Below are 17,848 nucleotides of genomic sequence, written 5' to 3' on the forward strand. Positions count from 1 at the left end.
GCTATTCCTCCTCGAGTGTGACCTTGCCGCCCAGCAGGCGGTAGTGGTCGAAGAAATCGGGATAGGACTTGTTGACCGCCTCGGCGCCGTGGATCACGACCTCGCCGGTGGCGCGGCTCGCGGCGATGGCGGCCATCATGGCGATGCGATGGTCGTTGTGCGAATCGATCTCGCCGCCGGTGAAGGCATCGACACCCTTGATGATGAGGTCGTCACCGGCAATGCGCACCTGCGCGCCCAGCGCGGTGAGCTCGCGGGTGGTAGTTGCCAGGCGGTCGGATTCCTTGATGCGCAGGCGGGCACAGTCGCGGATGAAGGTACGGCCTTGCGCCAGTGATGCCACGGCCGAGATAACGGGTACCAGGTCGGGAATGTCGTGGGCGCTCATCTCAAAGCCGGCGAGCTTGTCGGACTGCACGGTGGCGGCGTTGGTGGAACGCACGATGCGGGCGCCAAAGCGCGAAAGCGCGGCAAGTACGTTGCGGTCGCCCTGTGCGGAGCTCAGGGACACGCCCTCGACGGTGATGGGGTCGGTGCCGATAGCGCCGGCACACAGCCAAAAGGCAGCGTTGGACCAGTCACCCTCGACGGCCACGCTGCCGGGCGTGCGATACGAGCCACTGCTCACGCGGAAGTTCGTGACCTCGGGCTGGCCGTCCCGGGCGGGAATACGCTCGACGTTGACCTCGACGCCGAAGGCCTTCATGGCCTGGATCGTCAGGTTGATATAGGGGCGACTCTCAATGAGGCCGGTCACCTGCACGCAGGAGGGCTGGGCCAGCAGCGGGGCTGCCAGCAGCAGGCCGGAGATGTACTGCGAGCTCACGTTGCCCGGCAGGATAAAGGTGCCCGGGCGCATACGACCGCTCGTCTTGATCGGAAAGCCGCCCAGACCCTGCAGGTCGCAGCCGGCGGCAATGATCTCGTCCGAGAGCGGGGAGAGCGGGCGAGCACCCAGACGGCTTTGGCCCACAAAAGTGGCATCCGCACCCAGCGCGCAGGCGACAGGCAGCATAAAGCGCAGCGTGGAGCCACTTTCACCGCAGTCGAGCGTGCCGCCGGCAAGGGCCTTGAGTAGGCCAAACTCAACACTCTTCATGGTGGGATGGACCTGGAAGCCGTCCTCGACGGTCTCGATGCGGGCGCCCAGGGCCGTAAGGCAACGCACCGTAGCCTCGATGTCGGCGCAGGTGGTGTTGCAGGTGACGTGTGTCTTGCCGTTGGCAAGCGCCGCGCAGATGATCAGGCGATGCGCCATCGATTTGGACGCGATGGCGGGAACGGTGCCCTTGAGTGGGGACGGGGTGATGCGGGCTAGCATGCGGATGCGTCTCCCTTCTGGCCGAGGCCCTCGGCAATGAGTTCGTGGAAAGTGGAAAGCGGCGTGCGGTCGATGCTGCAGCGGCCAATGCTGTGCGGAATTACCAGGTCGATGGTGTCGCCCGCGCGTTTTTTGTCGTGCAGCGCCTCGGCAAAGACGGCATCGGCATCTAGGTCGCAGCGGGTCTTGAGGCCATGGCGGGCGCAGAGCTCCTCAATACGACCGGGCAGTGCAGTATCGCAAATGCCGTGCAGGGCCGCGGCGCGCGTGATGATGCCCATGCCGATCGACACGCAGTTACCGTGTCCAAGCTCAAAGTGCTCGCAGGCCTCGACGGCGTGTCCGGCGCTGTGTCCAAAGTTAAGCAGCTTGCGCTGGTTGGTTTCGCGCTCGTCGGCGACGACCACGGCGCGCTTGATGTCGATATTGCGGGCGATGATGAGCGCTACGCGGGCCACATCGCGGTTGAGCAGCTCCAGCGTGAGCGGGGTCTTCTCCAGCTCGGCGAAAAGCTCCGGATCGGCGATCACGGCGTGCTTGACGACCTCGCCGCAGCCGTCGGCGAACTGCTCGGGCGTGAGGGTGGCCAGGCACCCCACGTCGGCGATAACCACGCTCGGCTGCCAAAAGGCGCCGGCCAAGTTCTTGCCGGCAGCCAGGTCGATGGCAGTCTTGCCGCCCACCGACGAATCCACCATAGCGAGCAGACTCGTGGGGATCTGCACAAACTTGCAGCCTCGCATGTAGGTGGCGGCCACAAAGCCGGCAACGTCGCCCACGACGCCGCCGCCAAGCGCCACGATCACATCGGAGCGCGAAAGCTCGTGCTCGGCCACAAACTCAAGAATGGCAACATAGGTTTCGGCGCGCTTATGGGCCTCGCCGGCCTCGAAGGTGCAGATGCTTACCTCATAGCCTGACGCCTCCAGGCTCTGCTTAACGGGCATCTGGTAGAGCGGACCCACATTGGTGTCCGTTACGATGACGGCCTTGGTGCCGCCGGCGGTGGCGCGCACGAGCGGCCCCGCCTGCTCCAGCAAAAACGTGCCAACATGCACCTGGTAGGGGTGTGCAGTGTCGATATCGATGGTAATCGCCATAAGCTTCGGTCCTTTCGACCTGGCGTGATAGGTGGTCTAGTGGGAGGCCTCGTCGTCGAGTGCGCGCTTGATGCGGTCGCCCTCGGCAAGGAGATTCTCCAGATAGCGCTGGTCGCGGTCCTTGAGCGCACGGCTGTAGGCGCCGAGCGAGTCGATCAGGTGGTCGATCTCGAAGGCGAGAGCATCGGCGTCGTCGATCATGAGCTCGGACCACATCTGCGGATTGAGGTGCGCCACGCGGGTGAGGTCGCGGTAGCTGCCGGCCGAAAAGCCGTGGTGGACCTGAGCGGTCGGGCTCTTAACATAGGCGTTGGATACCACGTGCGCAAGCTGGCTCGTGAAGGCGATGACGCGGTCGTGCTCGGCTGCGCTGGTCACGCTGAACTTGCCAAAGCCCAGGGGGCGCACCATCTCGCGTACCTGGCCCAAAAGCTCCAGCTTGAGTGCGTCGTTCACCGCGGGCGGCACGAGAACGAGTGGTGCGCCCTGGAACAGGTCGGCGCGGGAGTGTGCATAGCCCGAGTACTGCGTGCCCGCCATGGGGTGCGCGCCCACAAAGTAAAAGCCGTGCTCGCGGGCAAGCTCAAAGGCGCGCTCGCACACGATGCCCTTGACGCCCACCGTGTCGATCACCACGGGGCCCATGATGGCCTCGGTGTCGGTGGCGTCGGCGAGTGCCTGGGCATGCGCCTCGAGCCACTCGATGCAGGCCTCGGGGTAGCAGGCCAGGACGATGATGTCGCATTCGCCGAGTGTCTTGTCGTTGAGCTCTCCGGCGACAGTGCCCATGCTGGCGGCCGTCATGACATCGTCATCGGGGTCCCAGGCCAGCACGCGGACGCCCGCCTGCGCATAGCCGCGGGCAAAACTGCCGCCGATGAGGCCAAGGCCGACGATGCCCGTGCATTTGGGACCGCCCTGGTTAACGCGCGCGTTTCTCACCGTACCCATGGGCTACTCCATGGTCTCTTGGCAGACGACCTCGCGGATGGCTCGGATGCGGCGCATGGTGTCGTCGAACTGGTCGGGGGTGAGGGCCTGAGCGCCGTCGGACCAGGCACGGCTCGGCTCGTCGTGGACCTCGATCTCCAGACCGTTGGCGCCGCAGGCGGTCGCCGCGAGCGCCATGGGCTCAACGTAGCGGGTGTAGCCGGTGGCGTGGCTGGGGTCGGCGACGACGGGCAGGTGCGACAGGTGGTGCAGCACCGGCACGGCGTTGAGGTCGAAGGTGTTGCGGGTGCGGGTCTCGAAGGTGCGGATGCCGCGCTCGCACAGGATGACGTTGTCATTGCCCTCGCTCATGATGTACTCGGCTGCCATAAGCAGCTCATCGATCGTGCCGGACATGCCGCGCTTAAGCAAGATCGGAGTCTGGGTCTTGCCGACCTCCTTGAGCAGGGGGAAGTTCTGGGCGTTGCGGGCGCCGATCTGCATGACGTCAATCTTCTTGTCCAAGAAGACCTGCACGTCGCGCGGGTCCATGATCTCGGTGACGATCGGCATGTCGAGCTCGGCAGACGCCTCGCACAGCAGGTCGAGGCCGGCAGGGCCCATGCCCTGGTAGGCGTAGGGGGAGGTGCGGGGCTTGTAGGCGCCACCGCGCAGCATCGTGGCACCGGCGGCCTTCACGCGGCGTGCGATGCGGATGAGGTTCTCGCCCTCGACGGAGCAGGGACCGGCGATGACCTGGAACTGGTCGCCGCCGATCTTGACGCCGTGGCCGCAGTCGATGACGGAGTCCTCGGGGTGGAACTTGCGGTTGGCGCGCTTAAAAGGCTCGGAGACGCGCTGCACGCGCTCGACGACATCCATGGACTCGAGCAGGAACGGGTCGATCTTGGTCGTATCGCCCACCAGGCCGATGATCGTCTCGTTCTCGCCGCGCGAGACATCGGTCTTCAGACCCTTTTTCTCAATCCAGCTGACGATATGGCTTACGGCCTCGTCGCTGGCGCTCTGCTTTAAAATTGCAATCATGGTGTGCCTCTCACCTCGATGGATAACTTTTGCAAAAACGGCCCGCATCGCGAGCCGTGTATATATGGTGCATGAGAGTTTATACTATCTGACTCGCTTTTGCCTTCTAAAGTGGGCCGTTGCGGCTCGTCTTCCTCGGAATTGCAAAGCTTTTTCTTTTATTTTGATAGCCCGTGGTGCACTTGGGTATAATGCCATACGTTGGCCCTATTAGCTCAGGGGATTAGAGCGTCTGCCTCCGGAGCAGAAGGCCGTTGGTTCGAATCCAACATGGGGCACCATCGAACGTAAGACCGTCCGAACCTCGCATGGTCCGGGCGGTTTTTCTTATACCGACGCGACGTGATGGGACGTGGTATGGCAGCAACGGATATCGAGCGCGGACTCTCGACCGCCGAGGTCGAGGAGCGCATCGCCGCCGGTAAGATCAACCGTAACATGGAGCTCAAGACCAAGTCGGTCAAAGAGCTCATCATCGAGAACCTCTGCACGCTGTTCAATTTGATCAACGTGATTTTGGCAGTCCTGGTCATTTTGACCGGTTCGTTTAAGAATCTGACGTTTCTGTTCGTGGTGTTCCTCAATACCGCTATTGGCGTCATTCAATCCATGCGTTCCAAGAAGATGGTCGATAAGCTCACGCTGCTGACCTCCAAGAAGGCCATCGCGGTGCGCGACGGCGTCGAGGTGGAGCTCGACCTGGACCAGATCGTGCTCGACGACATCATCCGCCTGGGGCGCGGCGACCAGATTCCCGCTGACGCCGTGGTGGTTTCGGGCGAGGCGCTCGTCAACGAGAGCCTGCTTACGGGCGAGAGCGACCTTATTAAGAAACAGCCCGGTTCCGAGCTCATGAGCGGCAGCTTTATCGACTCTGGCCTGCTGCGCGCCCGCGTGATTCATGTTGGCGCCGACAACTACGTGGCCAAAATTAATAACGAGGCCAAGTACGTCAAAAAGGTCAATTCCGAGATCATGAACGCGCTGAACGCCATCGTGCGCTTTGCGAGCATCATCATGATCCCGCTCGGTTTGGCGTTGTTTGCCTCGAGTGTGAGCGAGCTGTGGGATGCCGCGGGAACCCCGGGCGATAGCGCGCTTTCGTGGTGCTTCTCCGAGCTGTTGGCTGGCCATGTGCCTTCGTCGGCGCTGCTGTCCACGGTGGGCGCCCTGCTGGGCATGATTCCGCAAGGCCTGGTGCTGCTGACCTCGTCGGTGCTCGCCATCGCCACGGTGCGCCTGGCCCGCCGCAAGGTGCTGGCGCAGCAGCTCTACTGCATCGAGACGCTCGCTCGCGTCGACGTGCTGTGCCTGGACAAGACGGGTACCATCACGTCGGGCCGCATGGAGGTCGAGGGCACGTATCCGCTGCCGGTTGAGGGCGTTGCCCTGGGCGTGGGGGAGAACGAGGCGGCTGTTCTCGTCGATACCACGGTGCTCGATTTTGCCCTGGCAAACGTTGCCCGTGCGACTTCGGCAGATGCCAACGAGACCTGCCAGGCGCTGCTCAACTATTACGCTGATCGCCCGGTCGAGGTGTCTGAGCCGCTGTCGGTCATTCCGTTCTCGTCGTCTAAAAAATGGAGTGGCGCTACTTTTGCGCAGGGCTCCTATGTGATGGGCGCCGCGCAGTTTGTGCTTTCGGAGCGTGTGTTTTCGCAGGTCGAGAACCGTGTCGCCGAGCTTGCCGATACCTGCCGCGTGCTCGTGGTGGCGCGCGTGGACGGCTTTACGCCCGATGGCGATATGGTGGGCGAGGCCGAGCCCGTGGGCTTTGTGACCATCCGCGATGAGATTCGTACCTCGGCGGCCGAGACCATCGGCTACTTTAACGAGCAGGGCGTGACCCTCAACGTGATCAGTGGCGACGACCCGCGTACGGTGTCGTCGATCGCGCGCGTGGTGGGCGTGCCGGGGGCGGACGCTTATGTGGACGCCACGACGCTCGATACGCCGGCCAAGCTCGATGCCGCAGTGGACCGCTACCATGTCTTTGGTCGTGTGACCCCGCAGCAGAAGCGCGAGCTCGTGCAGGCGCTCAAGCGCCGCGAGCACACCGTGGCCATGACGGGCGACGGCGTCAACGACGTGCTGGCGCTCAAGGAGGCCGACTGCTCCGTCGCCATGGCGGCTGGCTCCGACGCCGCGCGCAACGTGGCCGAGATCGTACTCGTCGACAACGACTTTGCCTCGATGCCCGCCGTGGTGGCCGAGGGCCGTCGCTCCATCAACAACCTGCAGCGTTCGGCCTCGCTGTTCCTGACCAAGACGCTGTTCTCGATGGGCCTGGCGGCGCTGTGCATCGCGCTGCCGCCGTACCCCTTTGAGCCCATCCAGATGACGCTCATTAACTTCTTCTGTATTGGCGCGCCGGGCTTTGTGTTGGGCCTGGAGCCCAACAATGCTCGCGTGAAGGGGTCGTTCCTGACGAACGTGCTCAAGCGGGCACTGCCGGCTTCGATTGCGGTCATTTTGGCTGCGGTGCTCGATATCTTTGTGGCGCGCGTGTTTGGCTTTAGCCAGCTCACGCTGTCTACGATGTGCCTGCTTACGTCGTGCGCGGCGAGCGTCAGCCTGATCTGGCGCATCTCGCAGCCTCTCACGCCCTTACGTGTGGTGCTCTTTGTGTTTGTAGTCGCCGGCATCCTGGTGGGCGTTATCGGATTCCCGGAGCTGCTGTCTATTGCCAACCTGTCGATGGACCAGATGGTTATCTTGGCTGTCATCGTGGTCTTTACCTGCTCGGTGTTCTTTAAGCTCGCCACGATGATGGATTCGCTCAAGCCGCGTCGTCGTCATGCCGCAACTGGTTTTGGCCGCGGTGTGCGCGTCCGCCTGGGTCGGGGTGGCGGCAAGGTGAGCTCGACGGGTTCGACGGCGGAGCGTTTAGCCAAGCGCGTCGCCGCCGACATGGCGCAGCGCCGCGAAGCTCGCACCGTTCGTGAGGCCGAGGCCCGCGCACTCGAGGGCGTGGCCCAGGCCCAGCCAAAGAAAAAGAAGCCCACGGGCGCCAAGCGCTCCCGCGTAACCAAGTCCGCCCAAGGTATCAAAGTCTCGATGCCCAAGAAAAAGAAGTTGTAACCGCACCTTACAGGGTAGCTAATTTGGGACGGGGCTTTTTTAGCTACCCCGGTTGATGGCCCCCAGGCTGATGGCGCGATCGATTTGGCCAATTGGCGGCCAGGGCAGCTAAAAAAGCCCCGTCCCAAATTAGCTACCCTCCGATGTTGAATTGATGCCTTGCTCCTGTGGGGCCGTGGCGATGTTATGCTCTAACCTCGATTATTTGAATTGCTTCGAAAAGAGGATGCCGTGATCTGCCCGCATTGCCTTAAGACTATCGAGGACGGCGCCTCGTTCTGCCCCTACTGCAACGCCTATGTGGGTCCGGGCGATGGTCCCGAGCACACCGAGTTCGTGTTCTGTGAGGGCTGCGGTGCCCGTCTTTCTCCGCATGATCGTACGTGCCCCAAATGCGGACGCCCCGCTCCGGGCATCCTCTCCGAGGACGCGGCCGCATCCGACCTGGCAGCGGGCCGCACGGCGGGCTTTCCGCGCCTAACGCAAGAGCAGATCGATACCGAGGTGCCGCATGCGCCGGCCTCTGCCGCTGCGGTGCTTTCGGATGCCGCTGATCCTAACGAGACCTGCGTGCTGCCGGCTTTCGATAAGGATTTCGGTATCCCCAAGGTCGATGTTCCCACGCCCGTTTCCCTGCATGACGATGCTCAAAAAACCAAGCGCAAGGTGCACCCCGACGAGGACGCCTATCACAAGCACAAGCGTCATATCCCCAAGCCGCTCATTATCATCGCGGTCCTTGCCGTCGTTTGCGGCGGTGCCTATTGGTTCGTGACGACCGATCCCATGGGTGTCATGCCTGGCTTCTACGACCAGTTTGGCCAGGCCGCGCAGACGACCTTCCCCACGCGCCAAAAGGGCGAGGCGACTGAGGACGATACCAAGCAGGACGATTCTGCCGAGGTGGTCCAGGAAGAAACCGTGCTCACCGATGATCAGCTCTATACCAGGCTCGACGGTCTGTATCAGACCATCGTGTCCTACGGTGACGAGGACCAGATCGGCGAGGTCATCGATTCTTTTAACAATGGTTATCTTCGAACGCCACTGTCCACCCGTCAGGAGCTGTCGCAGAGTGCCTACGCCCTGCGCGACCAGATCAAAAAGACGCAAGATGAGCTCAACAACCTGAAAGTACAGGACGATACGGTCTATGCGGACGACATCGCCCACTTAAAGCAGCTTGCCGAGTGGATGTACGAGCGCGTCGACGTGATCTGCCAGAGCTGGGACATCTCGCTGGCCATTCCCGATGGCGAGTCGATGAGTTCCCACCAAAGCGAGATCCTGGCGCCCATCGCACAGGGCGGCAACAGCGCGCTGAATCAGTACGACGCCAACGTGGGCTCCTGGAAGCCGCAGCAGCGTTCCTAAAATTAGTTCGCCATAGTCGGCATAACCTACGTGCGCAATTGATGTAAGCGCATGCTTATTGCTACAATTCGTACAAATATGCTTTAAACGCACGGGGAAGGAACCACATGTTTGGTTTTAAGAAAGAGCTCTACACGCCCGAGTATCAGCTTGCCGGCGACGAATGCGCCGTTATCGAGACGTCGAAGGGTACCATCAAGGTCAAGTTTGACGGCGAGGGCGCTCCCATTCATGTCGCGAACTTCTGCGAGCTTTCCACGATGGGTTTCTATGATGGCCTTAAGTTCCATCGCTATGTGCCCGGTTTTGTCATCCAGGGCGGCGACCCCAATACCCGCGACATGTCCGGCGCCGACGTCGCTGCCGGTCTTGAGGGCCCCGACGGCATGCCCGGTACCGGTGGCCCCGGCTACTGCATCAAGGGCGAGTTTGCCACCAATCCGCGCAACAGCCATGTCGATGGCGCCCTTGCCATGGCGCGCTCCATGGATCCCGATTCCGCGGGTTCGCAGTTCTACTTCTGCCTGGGTGCCCAGCATAACCTCGATTCCGGTTACACCGTCTTTGGTACCACGGTCGAGGGTCTCGATGTGATTTCGCAGCTGCGTGCCGGCGACGAGATCGTCCATGTCGAGATCGTTCACGAGTAAAGGGGACTTCCTTGAATAGCCAGCTGATCCAACAGGGCCGCGCCGCTTACCGCGCGGGTGATTTTTCCGCTGCAGCCCAGATGCTTGGGGCGGCAAAGACTCCCGATGAGATTATGGGCGAGGCCGATCACCTTCGTGGCAACGCCTTGATGCACCTGGGCATGTATGCCGAGGCCGCCGAGGCCTATGCCGCCGCCCTCAACGACGGCACCTACGGCAAGCGCGGCGCGCTGCTCACCAACCGCGGCAAGGCGCTCGCCGCCGTGGGCGACTACACGACGGCCGCTCAGGCGTTCTCTGCCGCTACGCAGGATGCTTCCTATGTTACGCCGTTCAAGGCCTATCTGGGCCTGGGCAATGCGCTGTTCCAGTCGGGCGACTATGCCAACGCGGGAACCGCCTTCCGTCAGGCCGCCATCGACGGCGCCAATCCGGCTCCTGCCGCCGCACTCGGCGAGCTCGGTCGTTGCTTCATTAAGCTCGGCCGTCCGGCGGATGCCGTGGAGACCTACCGCACGGCTATCGACTTTGCCGGCCCCCGCGACGACACGCGTGCGCTCAACGCCGGCATGGGTCAGGCGCTTTCTGCCGCCGGCCGTCCTTCCGACGCACTCGACGCCTTTAACGCCGCTACTGCCGATGGCATCTACCAGCTCACCTCCGAGCAGGCCGATGAGCTTGCCCGCGTGCACGATTCGCTTGCCGCGCTGTCTGCCCAGACGGCTATGGCCACGGCTCCGGCGCCCGCGATGGACGCTCCTGCCGTTGATCCGCTCGATCCTACGGGCGCGACCGGTCAGTTTATGCCCGATCCCTCGGACACCGGCTTCTTTACGCTGTCCGAGTCCGAGATGGTCCAGCAGGACCGTCAGGACCGTAAGCAGGCCAAGGTCCGTCGTCGCCATCGCCACACGGGTCTCAAAGTCTTCATCGTGCTGCTTCTGCTCATTTTGATCGCCGCGGGCGGTCTGGGCTTTGCCTACACGCGCGGCTTTGGCTTCCCGTCCCAGGAGTCTGTCGTTACCGATCTGTTCCAGGCTGCCGGCGACGGTGACACCGCAAAGGCCGAGTCTTGCCTGGCCTCGAGCCTGTCCGAGGACGCCAAGTCGATGATCATCTCCTCGATTCCGCAGGGTGCCACCGTGTCAGTCGAGGGCATGGATCAGTCCATGACCGAGACGACCGCCAAGGTGAAGGCATCGCTGTCCAAGGGAGGCGAGCAGGAGTACACCGTTAAATTCGTGCGCTCCGGCAACCATATCGGCTGGGCCGTTTCCTCGCTCGATATGGATTTCTCGGCTGCTGACAACCAGTAGTGACCTTATGGGATTTAGCTTTGCCCGGCGCTTCACCGCAAGTGAGGTGCCGGGCTTGCGCTAGTATGATGAGCTAGTAGTTTTCCAGCAATCATCCAACACATCAGGAGTTGCGTTGTTTTCTTTGATGGATATGTTCTTCGGTAGCTATGCGGGCGATCTTGCCATCGACCTCGGCACCGCCAATACGCTTGTCTCAGTGCGCGGCAAGGGCATCGTCATTCGCGAGCCCTCTGTAGTCGCCATCGACAAGAACGACGAGCGCATCCTGGCGGTCGGTATCGAGGCAAAGCGCATGCTCGGCCGTACGCCCGGCAACATCGTGGCCGTTCGTCCCCTGAAGGACGGCGTCATCGCCGACTTCGACGTTACCGAGGCCATGCTTCGCTACTTTATCGACAAGGCGTCCGAGAAGCGCTATCCGTGGACTCCGCGTCCGCGTGTTGTCGTCTGCGTTCCCTCCGGCGTCACGTCGGTCGAGAAGCGCGCTGTCTTTGAGGCCACGATCCAGGCCGGTGCCCGCCAGGCCTATCTGATCGAAGAGCCTATGGCTGCCGCCATCGGCGCCGACCTGCCCGTCGAGGAGCCCACCGGCTCCATGGTTATCGACATCGGTGGCGGTACTACCGAGGTTGCCGTTATCGCTATGGGCGGCATCGTCGTTTCGCAGTCCATCCGTATTGCCGGCGACGAGTTCGACCAGGCTATCCTCACGCACGTTCGCGATGCCTACAACCTGGCCATCGGCGAGCGTACGGCAGAGGACATCAAGATCAAGGTCGGCTCCGCCGTGCCGCTCAAGGACGAGCTCGACGTCGAGGTCAACGGCCGCGACGTGATCACCGGTCTGCCCAAGACTGTGCGCATCGAGAGCGAGGAGATTCGTCGCGCACTCAACAAGCCGCTCGACGAGATGGCCAAGGCCGTCAAGGACGCACTCGACGCTACGCCTCCCGATCTTGCCTCGGACCTTATGTACTACGGCATTTTGCTGACCGGTGGCGGCGCGCTGCTGCGCGGTCTCGACGTGCGCCTGCGCGATGAGACCGGCGTTTCGGTCAACGTTAGCCCCACGGCGCTCGATAACGTCGTTAACGGCTGTGCCCGTGTGCTCGAGGCCAATGCGTTTGATGGCGGCTTCGTCCAGACCAATGCTTAATTTCCAAAAGGTGGATTCCATTTGGCACGATCTTCGGGTTTCTCCACAAATCTGAATACCAAGCGACAATCAACGGGTATGCGCCCGTTGATTGTTTTCAGCCTGATTTCGGTGTTGCTGCTCACGTTTTACATCCGCGAGGGCGAGGCAGGGCCGATTCATGCCGTGCGTTCGGGCGTGACGACGATTACCTCGCCGATACGCTTTGTGGGCTCGGCTGTGGCGGCTCCCTTCAATGCGATCGGCAACGTGTTCTCTAACCTTACGGCGTCGCAGGACACGCTTGACGAGCTTAAGAAGCAAAATGAGGAGCTGACCTCTAAGGTCGCCGAGCTCTCCGAGGCCCAAAAGACTGCTGAGCGTCTGGAGGGGCTGGTCGGCCTGCAGTCGACCTACAACCTCAAATCGACCGCAGCTCGTATCGTTGGTGCCTCGGGCGATGCCTGGACCTCGACCGTAACCATCGACAAGGGTTCTGCCGACGGGCTTTCCATCAACATGCCTGTGACGAGTTCGGCCGGTGTCATAGGCCAGATTATCGAGGTCTCGGCCAAGACGTCCACCGTGCGCCTGATTGGCGATGAGAACTCGGGCGTGTCCGCCATGGTGCAGGACACGCGCGCCCAGGGCATGCTGCAGGGTCAGGCTGACGGCACGCTGCGTCTTGAGTACGTGAGCGTCGATTCCGACGTTAAGGTTGGCGACATCATCGTGACCTCGGGCATTGGCGGTGTGTTCCCCAAGGGCCTTCCGCTCGGCACCGTCTCGTCGGTTGAGAAATCGGCAAACGACGTTTACTACACCATTGTGGTGCGCGCTCAGACCACGGCCGAGAACAACGAGGAAGTGCTGGTCATTACCTCGCTGACCGACGAACAGTCGGCCTCGGATGAGGACGTGAGCACGGCCAACAGCACGCCGCAGGGAACGTCGCGCGATGCTGCGACCAAGACGAAGGACGAGAGTTCGGATGACAGTTCCGACACGTCCGAGACGACCGATTCCGGCTCGAGCGAATAGGGGGCATGTCCATGGATCTACACGAGCAGGGGATGAGCTCCCGCACGTTTGTAATCGCCGCCATCGTGTGCGTGCTGCTTCAGGCAGGCCTGACACCGCAGATCTCCATTGCGGGCGGTCGCGTCAACTTTATGATTATCCTGGTGTGCCTAAGCGTGTTCTCGGGCGACCCGACCCGTGCCGTCGCGTGCGGTTTTTGCAGCGGCTTGTTCTATGACCTTTCCGCTGCCGTGCCGGTGGGAGTTATGTCGCTCCTGCTGACCGTGGGTTCTTTTGCCCTGGTGCATAGCGCCGCCGGTCAGACGGGCGGTACCCCGAGTGCGCGCGGCATCACGGTGGGTGCCTTCGCGCTCGTCATTAATGTGATCTACAGCATCATCTTGCTGTTTATGGGTTTGGAGACGAGCTTTGTCGTGGCGATCTTCGGCCATGCGCTGCCGTCTTCGATCCTGACGGGTCTGGTTGCCATTCCGTTTTTGATGTCCGGCGTCGTGCCGCAGTCCGGTTATGGATTCTCCGCACGTGGCGGACGCCAGACGGGCATGCGCTTTAAGCCCAAGACCCGTAAGCTCAAATAGGGGAGGCTCGTAGATGTCTTCCCAGATGACGGTTATTATCGCCGGTATCGTGCTGGTTGTGGCCATCGTGGTCGCGCTGGTCATCATGCGTCGCGGCGATTCCCGTTTTACCTACGATACGCAGCATGGAACGGCCCCGCGCGCCACCGAGGGCGAGGGCAATACCGCGGCGACCGCCTTTAAGGGCCGCTTCTCCATCCTCACCACGGGTGTGGGCGCGATGTTCGCGGCGCTTGCCGTCAAGCTGTGGGGCATGCAGATGGTCTCGTCGGACTATTACGAAAAGCAGGCTAATAGCAATCAGACGCGCACCGTTACCACACCCGCTGTGCGCGGCCGCATCCTCGACCGCAATGGCGTGGCACTTGTCCAGAACCGTCCCTCACTTGCTGTCGTGGCCTACCGCGACCTTGCCGAGGATGAGGTTCTGGTTCGCCATCTTGCCAACGTGCTCGGTATGCCCTACGTGGCGGTTCTGCGCAATATCCAGGACAATTCCGAGGGCGCCCAGAGCCTGCATACCATCGCGACGGACGTCCGTCGTTCCACGGTTGCCTATATCAAGGAGCACGCAGGCGAGTTCCCGGGCGTCAAGATTGCCGAGCGTACCGAGCGCCAGTACCCGTACGGCGAGACGGCCTGTCACATTTTGGGCTATACCGGCACCATTACCTCAGAGCAGCTCGAGGCCCAGAATAAGAAAACCTCTGGCGATGATGATGCTTCTGCTGGCCGGATTACGTACCAGTCGGGCGATATCGTGGGCCAAGCGGGCGTTGAGAGCTACTACGAAAACCTGCTGCAGGGTATTCGTGGCGAGCAGACCGTCAAGGTCGATGCCTCGGGCAATGTGACCGGTCAGGCCGGCGCCGTGCCCGCGAAGGCCGGCTCCGACATTAAGCTCACGCTCGACCTTAAGATCCAGCAGGCCTGTGAGACGGCGCTGGCGAGCGCTATCGAGCTTGCCAAGACCACTGGCTACAGCAATGCCGGCAACGGCGCCGTGGTGTGTCTCGATCCCAACAATGGCGAGATCCTGGGCATGGCGAGCGAGCCCAAGTTCGATCCGTCCGTCTTTATCGGCGGCGTCTCAAATGACGTGTGGACCGAGCTCAATGATGACAAGGGCTCGCACCCGCTGCTCAACCGCGCCATTAGCGGACAGTACATGTCGGCCTCGACCATCAAGCCACTCTCGGCACTGGCCGGTCTTGAGTTTGGAACCTACACCTCAACGCAGACAACCAACTGCACGGGCTATTGGACGGGCTTGGGCAAGGCTTGGGGCAAGCGCTGCTGGCTGCATTCCGGCCACGGCACCATGACGCTGCAGTCGGGTATCGCCAACTCGTGCGACCCCGTCTTCTACGACATGGGCAAGGCGTTCTTCTATGACGAGCAACATCCCGAGGGCCTGCAGGAGGTCTTTCGTCGCTGGGGTCTAGGCAAGACCTGCGGTATCGATCTGCCGAGTGAGGGCGCGGGCCGTATTCCCGATGCCGAGTGGAAAGAGTCGTACTTCACCGATGCCTCTGCCGAGGATCGTAAGTGGAATGCCGGCGATATGACCAACATTGCCATCGGCCAGGGCGACATCCTGGTGACGCCCCTGCAGATGGCGTGCGCCTATATGGGTCTTGCCAACGGCGGCAAACAGTACGTGCCTCACGTGTTTTTGTCTGCCGTGTCGCGCGATGGCGACGGCGATGCCTATAAGTACAACGGCAAGGGCAAGAAGAAGCGTCTGGAGGCCAAGATCAACAGCGATTCGGATTTGGCTCTTGTTCGCAACGGCATGCACGACGTGATTTACACGGCATCGACGTCCCTGGCGGCGCACTTTGGTACCCTGACGCCGCAGGTATACGGCAAGTCGGGCACGGGCGAGAAAAGCGGCGAGGACGAATACGCTTGGTTCTGCGCCTATGCACCGGCCGATAATCCCAAGTATGTCATCGCTACTGTCCTGGAGCAGGGCGGCGGCGGCTCAGATACCGCGATGCATGTTGTGCGCGACGTGCTCGGTGTGATTTATGACGAGCCCGATACCTCTTCGGCCTCGGGCGATTCTTCGGTTCGATAGGAGGTTGCGATGGATTTTTCTCCGGCGGATCTGTTCCGTTCAACCAAGACCGGCTCTCGCAGCAGCCTGGACCGCGTCAACAAGCAACTTTCGGCCTCGCGCGGCACGTTTCGCCAAAAGGTGCATATCGGTGTGCTCGTGGCTACTGTGGCGCTCGTCGCCTACGGTGCCATCATTATCTGGTCGGCTTCGCAGTTTAAGGCCGATGCCTCGTTCTCACGCCATCTGCTGGGAATTGGCATCGGTGCGGTGCTGGCGGTGCTGGTCTGGCGTACCGACCTGCGCGGTATATCCAATTTCTCGACGGCGTTGCTCGTCATCGACCTGATTGTGATCTTCTCGCCCAAGATTCCGGGTCTGTCCTATACGGGCGGTCTGGGCATGACGGGCTGGATCAAGATTCCCGGTATCGGCTTGACATTCCAGCCGGTTGAGCTTGCCAAGCTCATCACCATCTTCTTTATTGCTACGCTTGGCTCGCAGTATAACGGTCGCATCGATACCGCTCGCGACTACGTCAAGCTCTGCGGCATGCTGTCCATTCCGTTTTTGGCCGTCGTTGCCATGGGCGACCTGGGCTCGGGCCTGGTCGTGCTGGTTTCGGGCGCCATCGTCATTTGTATGAGCGGTGCACGCCGCGAATGGGTGCTGTCGACCCTAGCCCTGCTCGTGGGCCTGGTGGCCCTCGTCCTGGCGCTCGATTCGGTCTTTGATTCGTTGCTCGGCCACGATGTGCTCATCAAGCAGTATCAGATGAACCGTCTGACGGTCTTTATCGACCCCGATAATGCCGATTCGGACGATGCCTACAACCTGCAGCAGTCGCTTATCGCCGTTGGCTCTGGCGGCTTCTTTGGTAAGGGCTTGGGCCATGCGACGCAGTCGGCCGGCGGCTTTCTGCCTGAGTTCCACACCGACTTCGTCTTCGCCTTCCTGTCCGAGACCTTTGGCTTTTGCGGTTCCTTTTTGCTCCTGTGCCTCTACGTGCTGTTGATCTTTTCGACGATTCGCGTCGCCTTTAAGTGTGAGTCGCTGTTTTTGCGTCTTTCGTGTGTGGGCATCGTTGGCATGTGGGCGTTCCAGACCTTCGAAAACATCGGCATGTGCATCGGCATGATGCCGATTACCGGTATTCCGCTACCGTTTATTAGCTTTGGTTCGTCTTCGATGATGATTCAGCTGCTGACGGTGGGTATCGTACAATCCATATGGCGGCATCGTTCGGGCGCCGCGTAACCGCTGGAGGGGTTTGCTATGAAAATTCCCGTAGATAAGCTGACCCGCGCTTTTAAGATGGGCGCGTCCGTTAAGAAGGATTCCGATACGCCGGTGCGCGTCTCGGTCTATCTGGATTCGTCCGCCTCGCGCTTTCTGGCCGAGACGGTGCGTGACGCCTTTGTGCCGCAGACGACCTCGGGCATTGTGCGCGTCGAGCGTCTGGGGGAGGAGCGAATTGCTCCAAAGACCGATACTGATGTGGCACTGGTGCTCTCGTGTGGTTCCGACCGCTTGGAGAGTGCCGTGCAGGAGCTCGTGATCGCCGGCGCGCCCGTATGCGTGCTTGCCGAGTCTGCTGTGGAGGTGCCGTTTATCGAGGAGTCCACGCCCATGCTCGGCGTGGTAGCGGCAACCGATAAGACGTATCTGCTCGAGACGCTTGCCCGCTGGATTCTCGATCGCACCGACAAGGAAACGGCTTTTGCTGCGAATTTTGCCTTCATGCGCATCGCGGCTGCCAATCGTATTATCACCTCGTGCGCGCTCACCAATATGGCGACCGGTGCGCTGGTGTTTTTGCCGGGCGCCGATTATCCCGTTATGGCGCTGGCGCAGGTGGGCATGCTCTTTGAGCTCGCTGCCGTCTTTGGGCGCGGCATTAAGCCTGAGCGCGGCTACGAGGTCGCGGGCGTGCTTGCCGGCGGTCTTGTGATCCGCGCGGTCACCCGCGTGCTCGTCAAGCAGACGCCGCATATTGGGTTTGCCGTCAAGGCGCTCACTGCTGCCGCGGGCACCTATGGCATGGGCCGTGCGCTCGTTTCGCTTTACGAGCGCGATGTCGACTACAGCCGTGCCAACGAGGTGGTCACTGCCACGTTCTCCCGCGTTCGCGATCTGGTGACCAGGGTCGCGGGCGCTACCCGTCCTATGGCGTCCTACCAGGACGCATCCGATCTCGCTGCTTAGGGGTT

Annotated in this window: 14 protein-coding genes and 1 tRNA gene; 11 read left to right on the forward strand and 4 right to left on the reverse strand. The window is 61.6% G+C overall.

From position 1 onward, the window contains the following. Position 1 precedes the first annotated feature (1 nt). From aroA to aroF, 4 genes are read right to left on the reverse strand one after another with little or no spacing between them, the layout of a single operon-like run. Positions 2-1,321, reverse strand: a complete 1,320-nt coding sequence (aroA, locus tag DXB98_RS00125) for a 3-phosphoshikimate 1-carboxyvinyltransferase (protein WP_117742702.1) — start codon at positions 1,319-1,321, stop codon at positions 2-4. Beyond that, positions 1,315-2,421, reverse strand: coding sequence for a 3-dehydroquinate synthase (gene aroB / locus DXB98_RS00130; protein ID WP_117742703.1), 1,107 nt, complete (start codon positions 2,419-2,421; stop codon positions 1,315-1,317). The genes aroA and aroB overlap by 7 nt, the downstream gene beginning before the upstream one ends. 36 nt (positions 2,422-2,457) lie before the next feature. After that, entirely contained in the window at positions 2,458-3,372 is a 915-nt protein-coding gene (locus tag DXB98_RS00135) for a prephenate dehydrogenase/arogenate dehydrogenase family protein (RefSeq protein WP_117735132.1), read from the reverse strand. Positions 3,373-3,375: 3 nt separating this feature from the next. Continuing rightward, on the reverse strand, positions 3,376-4,398 hold the full coding sequence (gene aroF, locus DXB98_RS00140; RefSeq protein WP_022094767.1) for a 3-deoxy-7-phosphoheptulonate synthase: 1,023 nt from the start codon (positions 4,396-4,398) through the stop codon (positions 3,376-3,378). 204 nt (positions 4,399-4,602) lie between these two features. Here aroF and DXB98_RS00145 point away from each other — a divergent pair. The 11 genes from DXB98_RS00145 (at position 4,603) to DXB98_RS00195 (ending at position 17,843) form a co-directional block, all read left to right on the forward strand. After that, a tRNA-Arg gene (locus tag DXB98_RS00145) sits at positions 4,603-4,679 on the forward strand. Between the two features lie 76 nt (positions 4,680-4,755). Further along, complete coding sequence (locus tag DXB98_RS00150) at positions 4,756-7,479, forward strand: HAD-IC family P-type ATPase (RefSeq protein WP_117742704.1); 2,724 nt, start codon at positions 4,756-4,758, stop codon at positions 7,477-7,479. A 231-nt stretch (positions 7,480-7,710) separates the two neighbouring features. Then, entirely contained in the window at positions 7,711-8,853 is a 1,143-nt protein-coding gene (locus tag DXB98_RS00155; RefSeq protein WP_158553108.1) for a zinc ribbon domain-containing protein, read from the forward strand. A gap of 107 nt (positions 8,854-8,960) precedes the next feature. Then, on the forward strand, positions 8,961-9,503 hold the full coding sequence (locus DXB98_RS00160) for a peptidylprolyl isomerase (protein ID WP_006236059.1): 543 nt from the start codon (positions 8,961-8,963) through the stop codon (positions 9,501-9,503). 11 nt (positions 9,504-9,514) lie between these two features. After that, the gene (locus DXB98_RS00165; RefSeq protein ID WP_233505038.1) at positions 9,515-10,819 is read left to right on the forward strand and encodes a tetratricopeptide repeat protein; all 1,305 of its coding nucleotides are present in this window, start codon (positions 9,515-9,517) and stop codon (positions 10,817-10,819) included. 127 nt (positions 10,820-10,946) lie between these two features. Beyond that, a complete protein-coding gene (locus DXB98_RS00170; RefSeq protein WP_006236061.1) occupies positions 10,947-11,978 on the forward strand; it encodes a rod shape-determining protein in 1,032 nt (343 codons plus the stop codon). Between the two features lie 78 nt (positions 11,979-12,056). Further along, complete coding sequence (gene mreC, locus DXB98_RS00175; protein ID WP_117742706.1) at positions 12,057-12,998, forward strand: rod shape-determining protein MreC; 942 nt, start codon at positions 12,057-12,059, stop codon at positions 12,996-12,998. Between the two features lie 11 nt (positions 12,999-13,009). Next, positions 13,010-13,576 (forward strand): hypothetical protein, encoded by a 567-nt coding sequence (locus DXB98_RS00180; protein WP_117742707.1) that lies wholly within the window; start codon positions 13,010-13,012, stop codon positions 13,574-13,576. 13 nt (positions 13,577-13,589) lie between these two features. Beyond that, on the forward strand, positions 13,590-15,659 hold the full coding sequence (mrdA, locus tag DXB98_RS00185; protein WP_117742708.1) for a penicillin-binding protein 2: 2,070 nt from the start codon (positions 13,590-13,592) through the stop codon (positions 15,657-15,659). Positions 15,660-15,668: 9 nt separating this feature from the next. Next, positions 15,669-16,895, forward strand: coding sequence for an FtsW/RodA/SpoVE family cell cycle protein (locus DXB98_RS00190; protein WP_117742709.1), 1,227 nt, complete (start codon positions 15,669-15,671; stop codon positions 16,893-16,895). A gap of 18 nt (positions 16,896-16,913) precedes the next feature. Beyond that, on the forward strand, positions 16,914-17,843 hold the full coding sequence (locus DXB98_RS00195) for a YcjF family protein (RefSeq protein ID WP_117742710.1): 930 nt from the start codon (positions 16,914-16,916) through the stop codon (positions 17,841-17,843). Positions 17,844-17,848: the final 5 nt, after the last annotated feature.

The sequence above is a fragment of the Collinsella sp. OM07-12 genome (genome assembly GCF_003438275.1).
GTDB lineage: Bacteria > Actinomycetota > Coriobacteriia > Coriobacteriales > Coriobacteriaceae > Collinsella.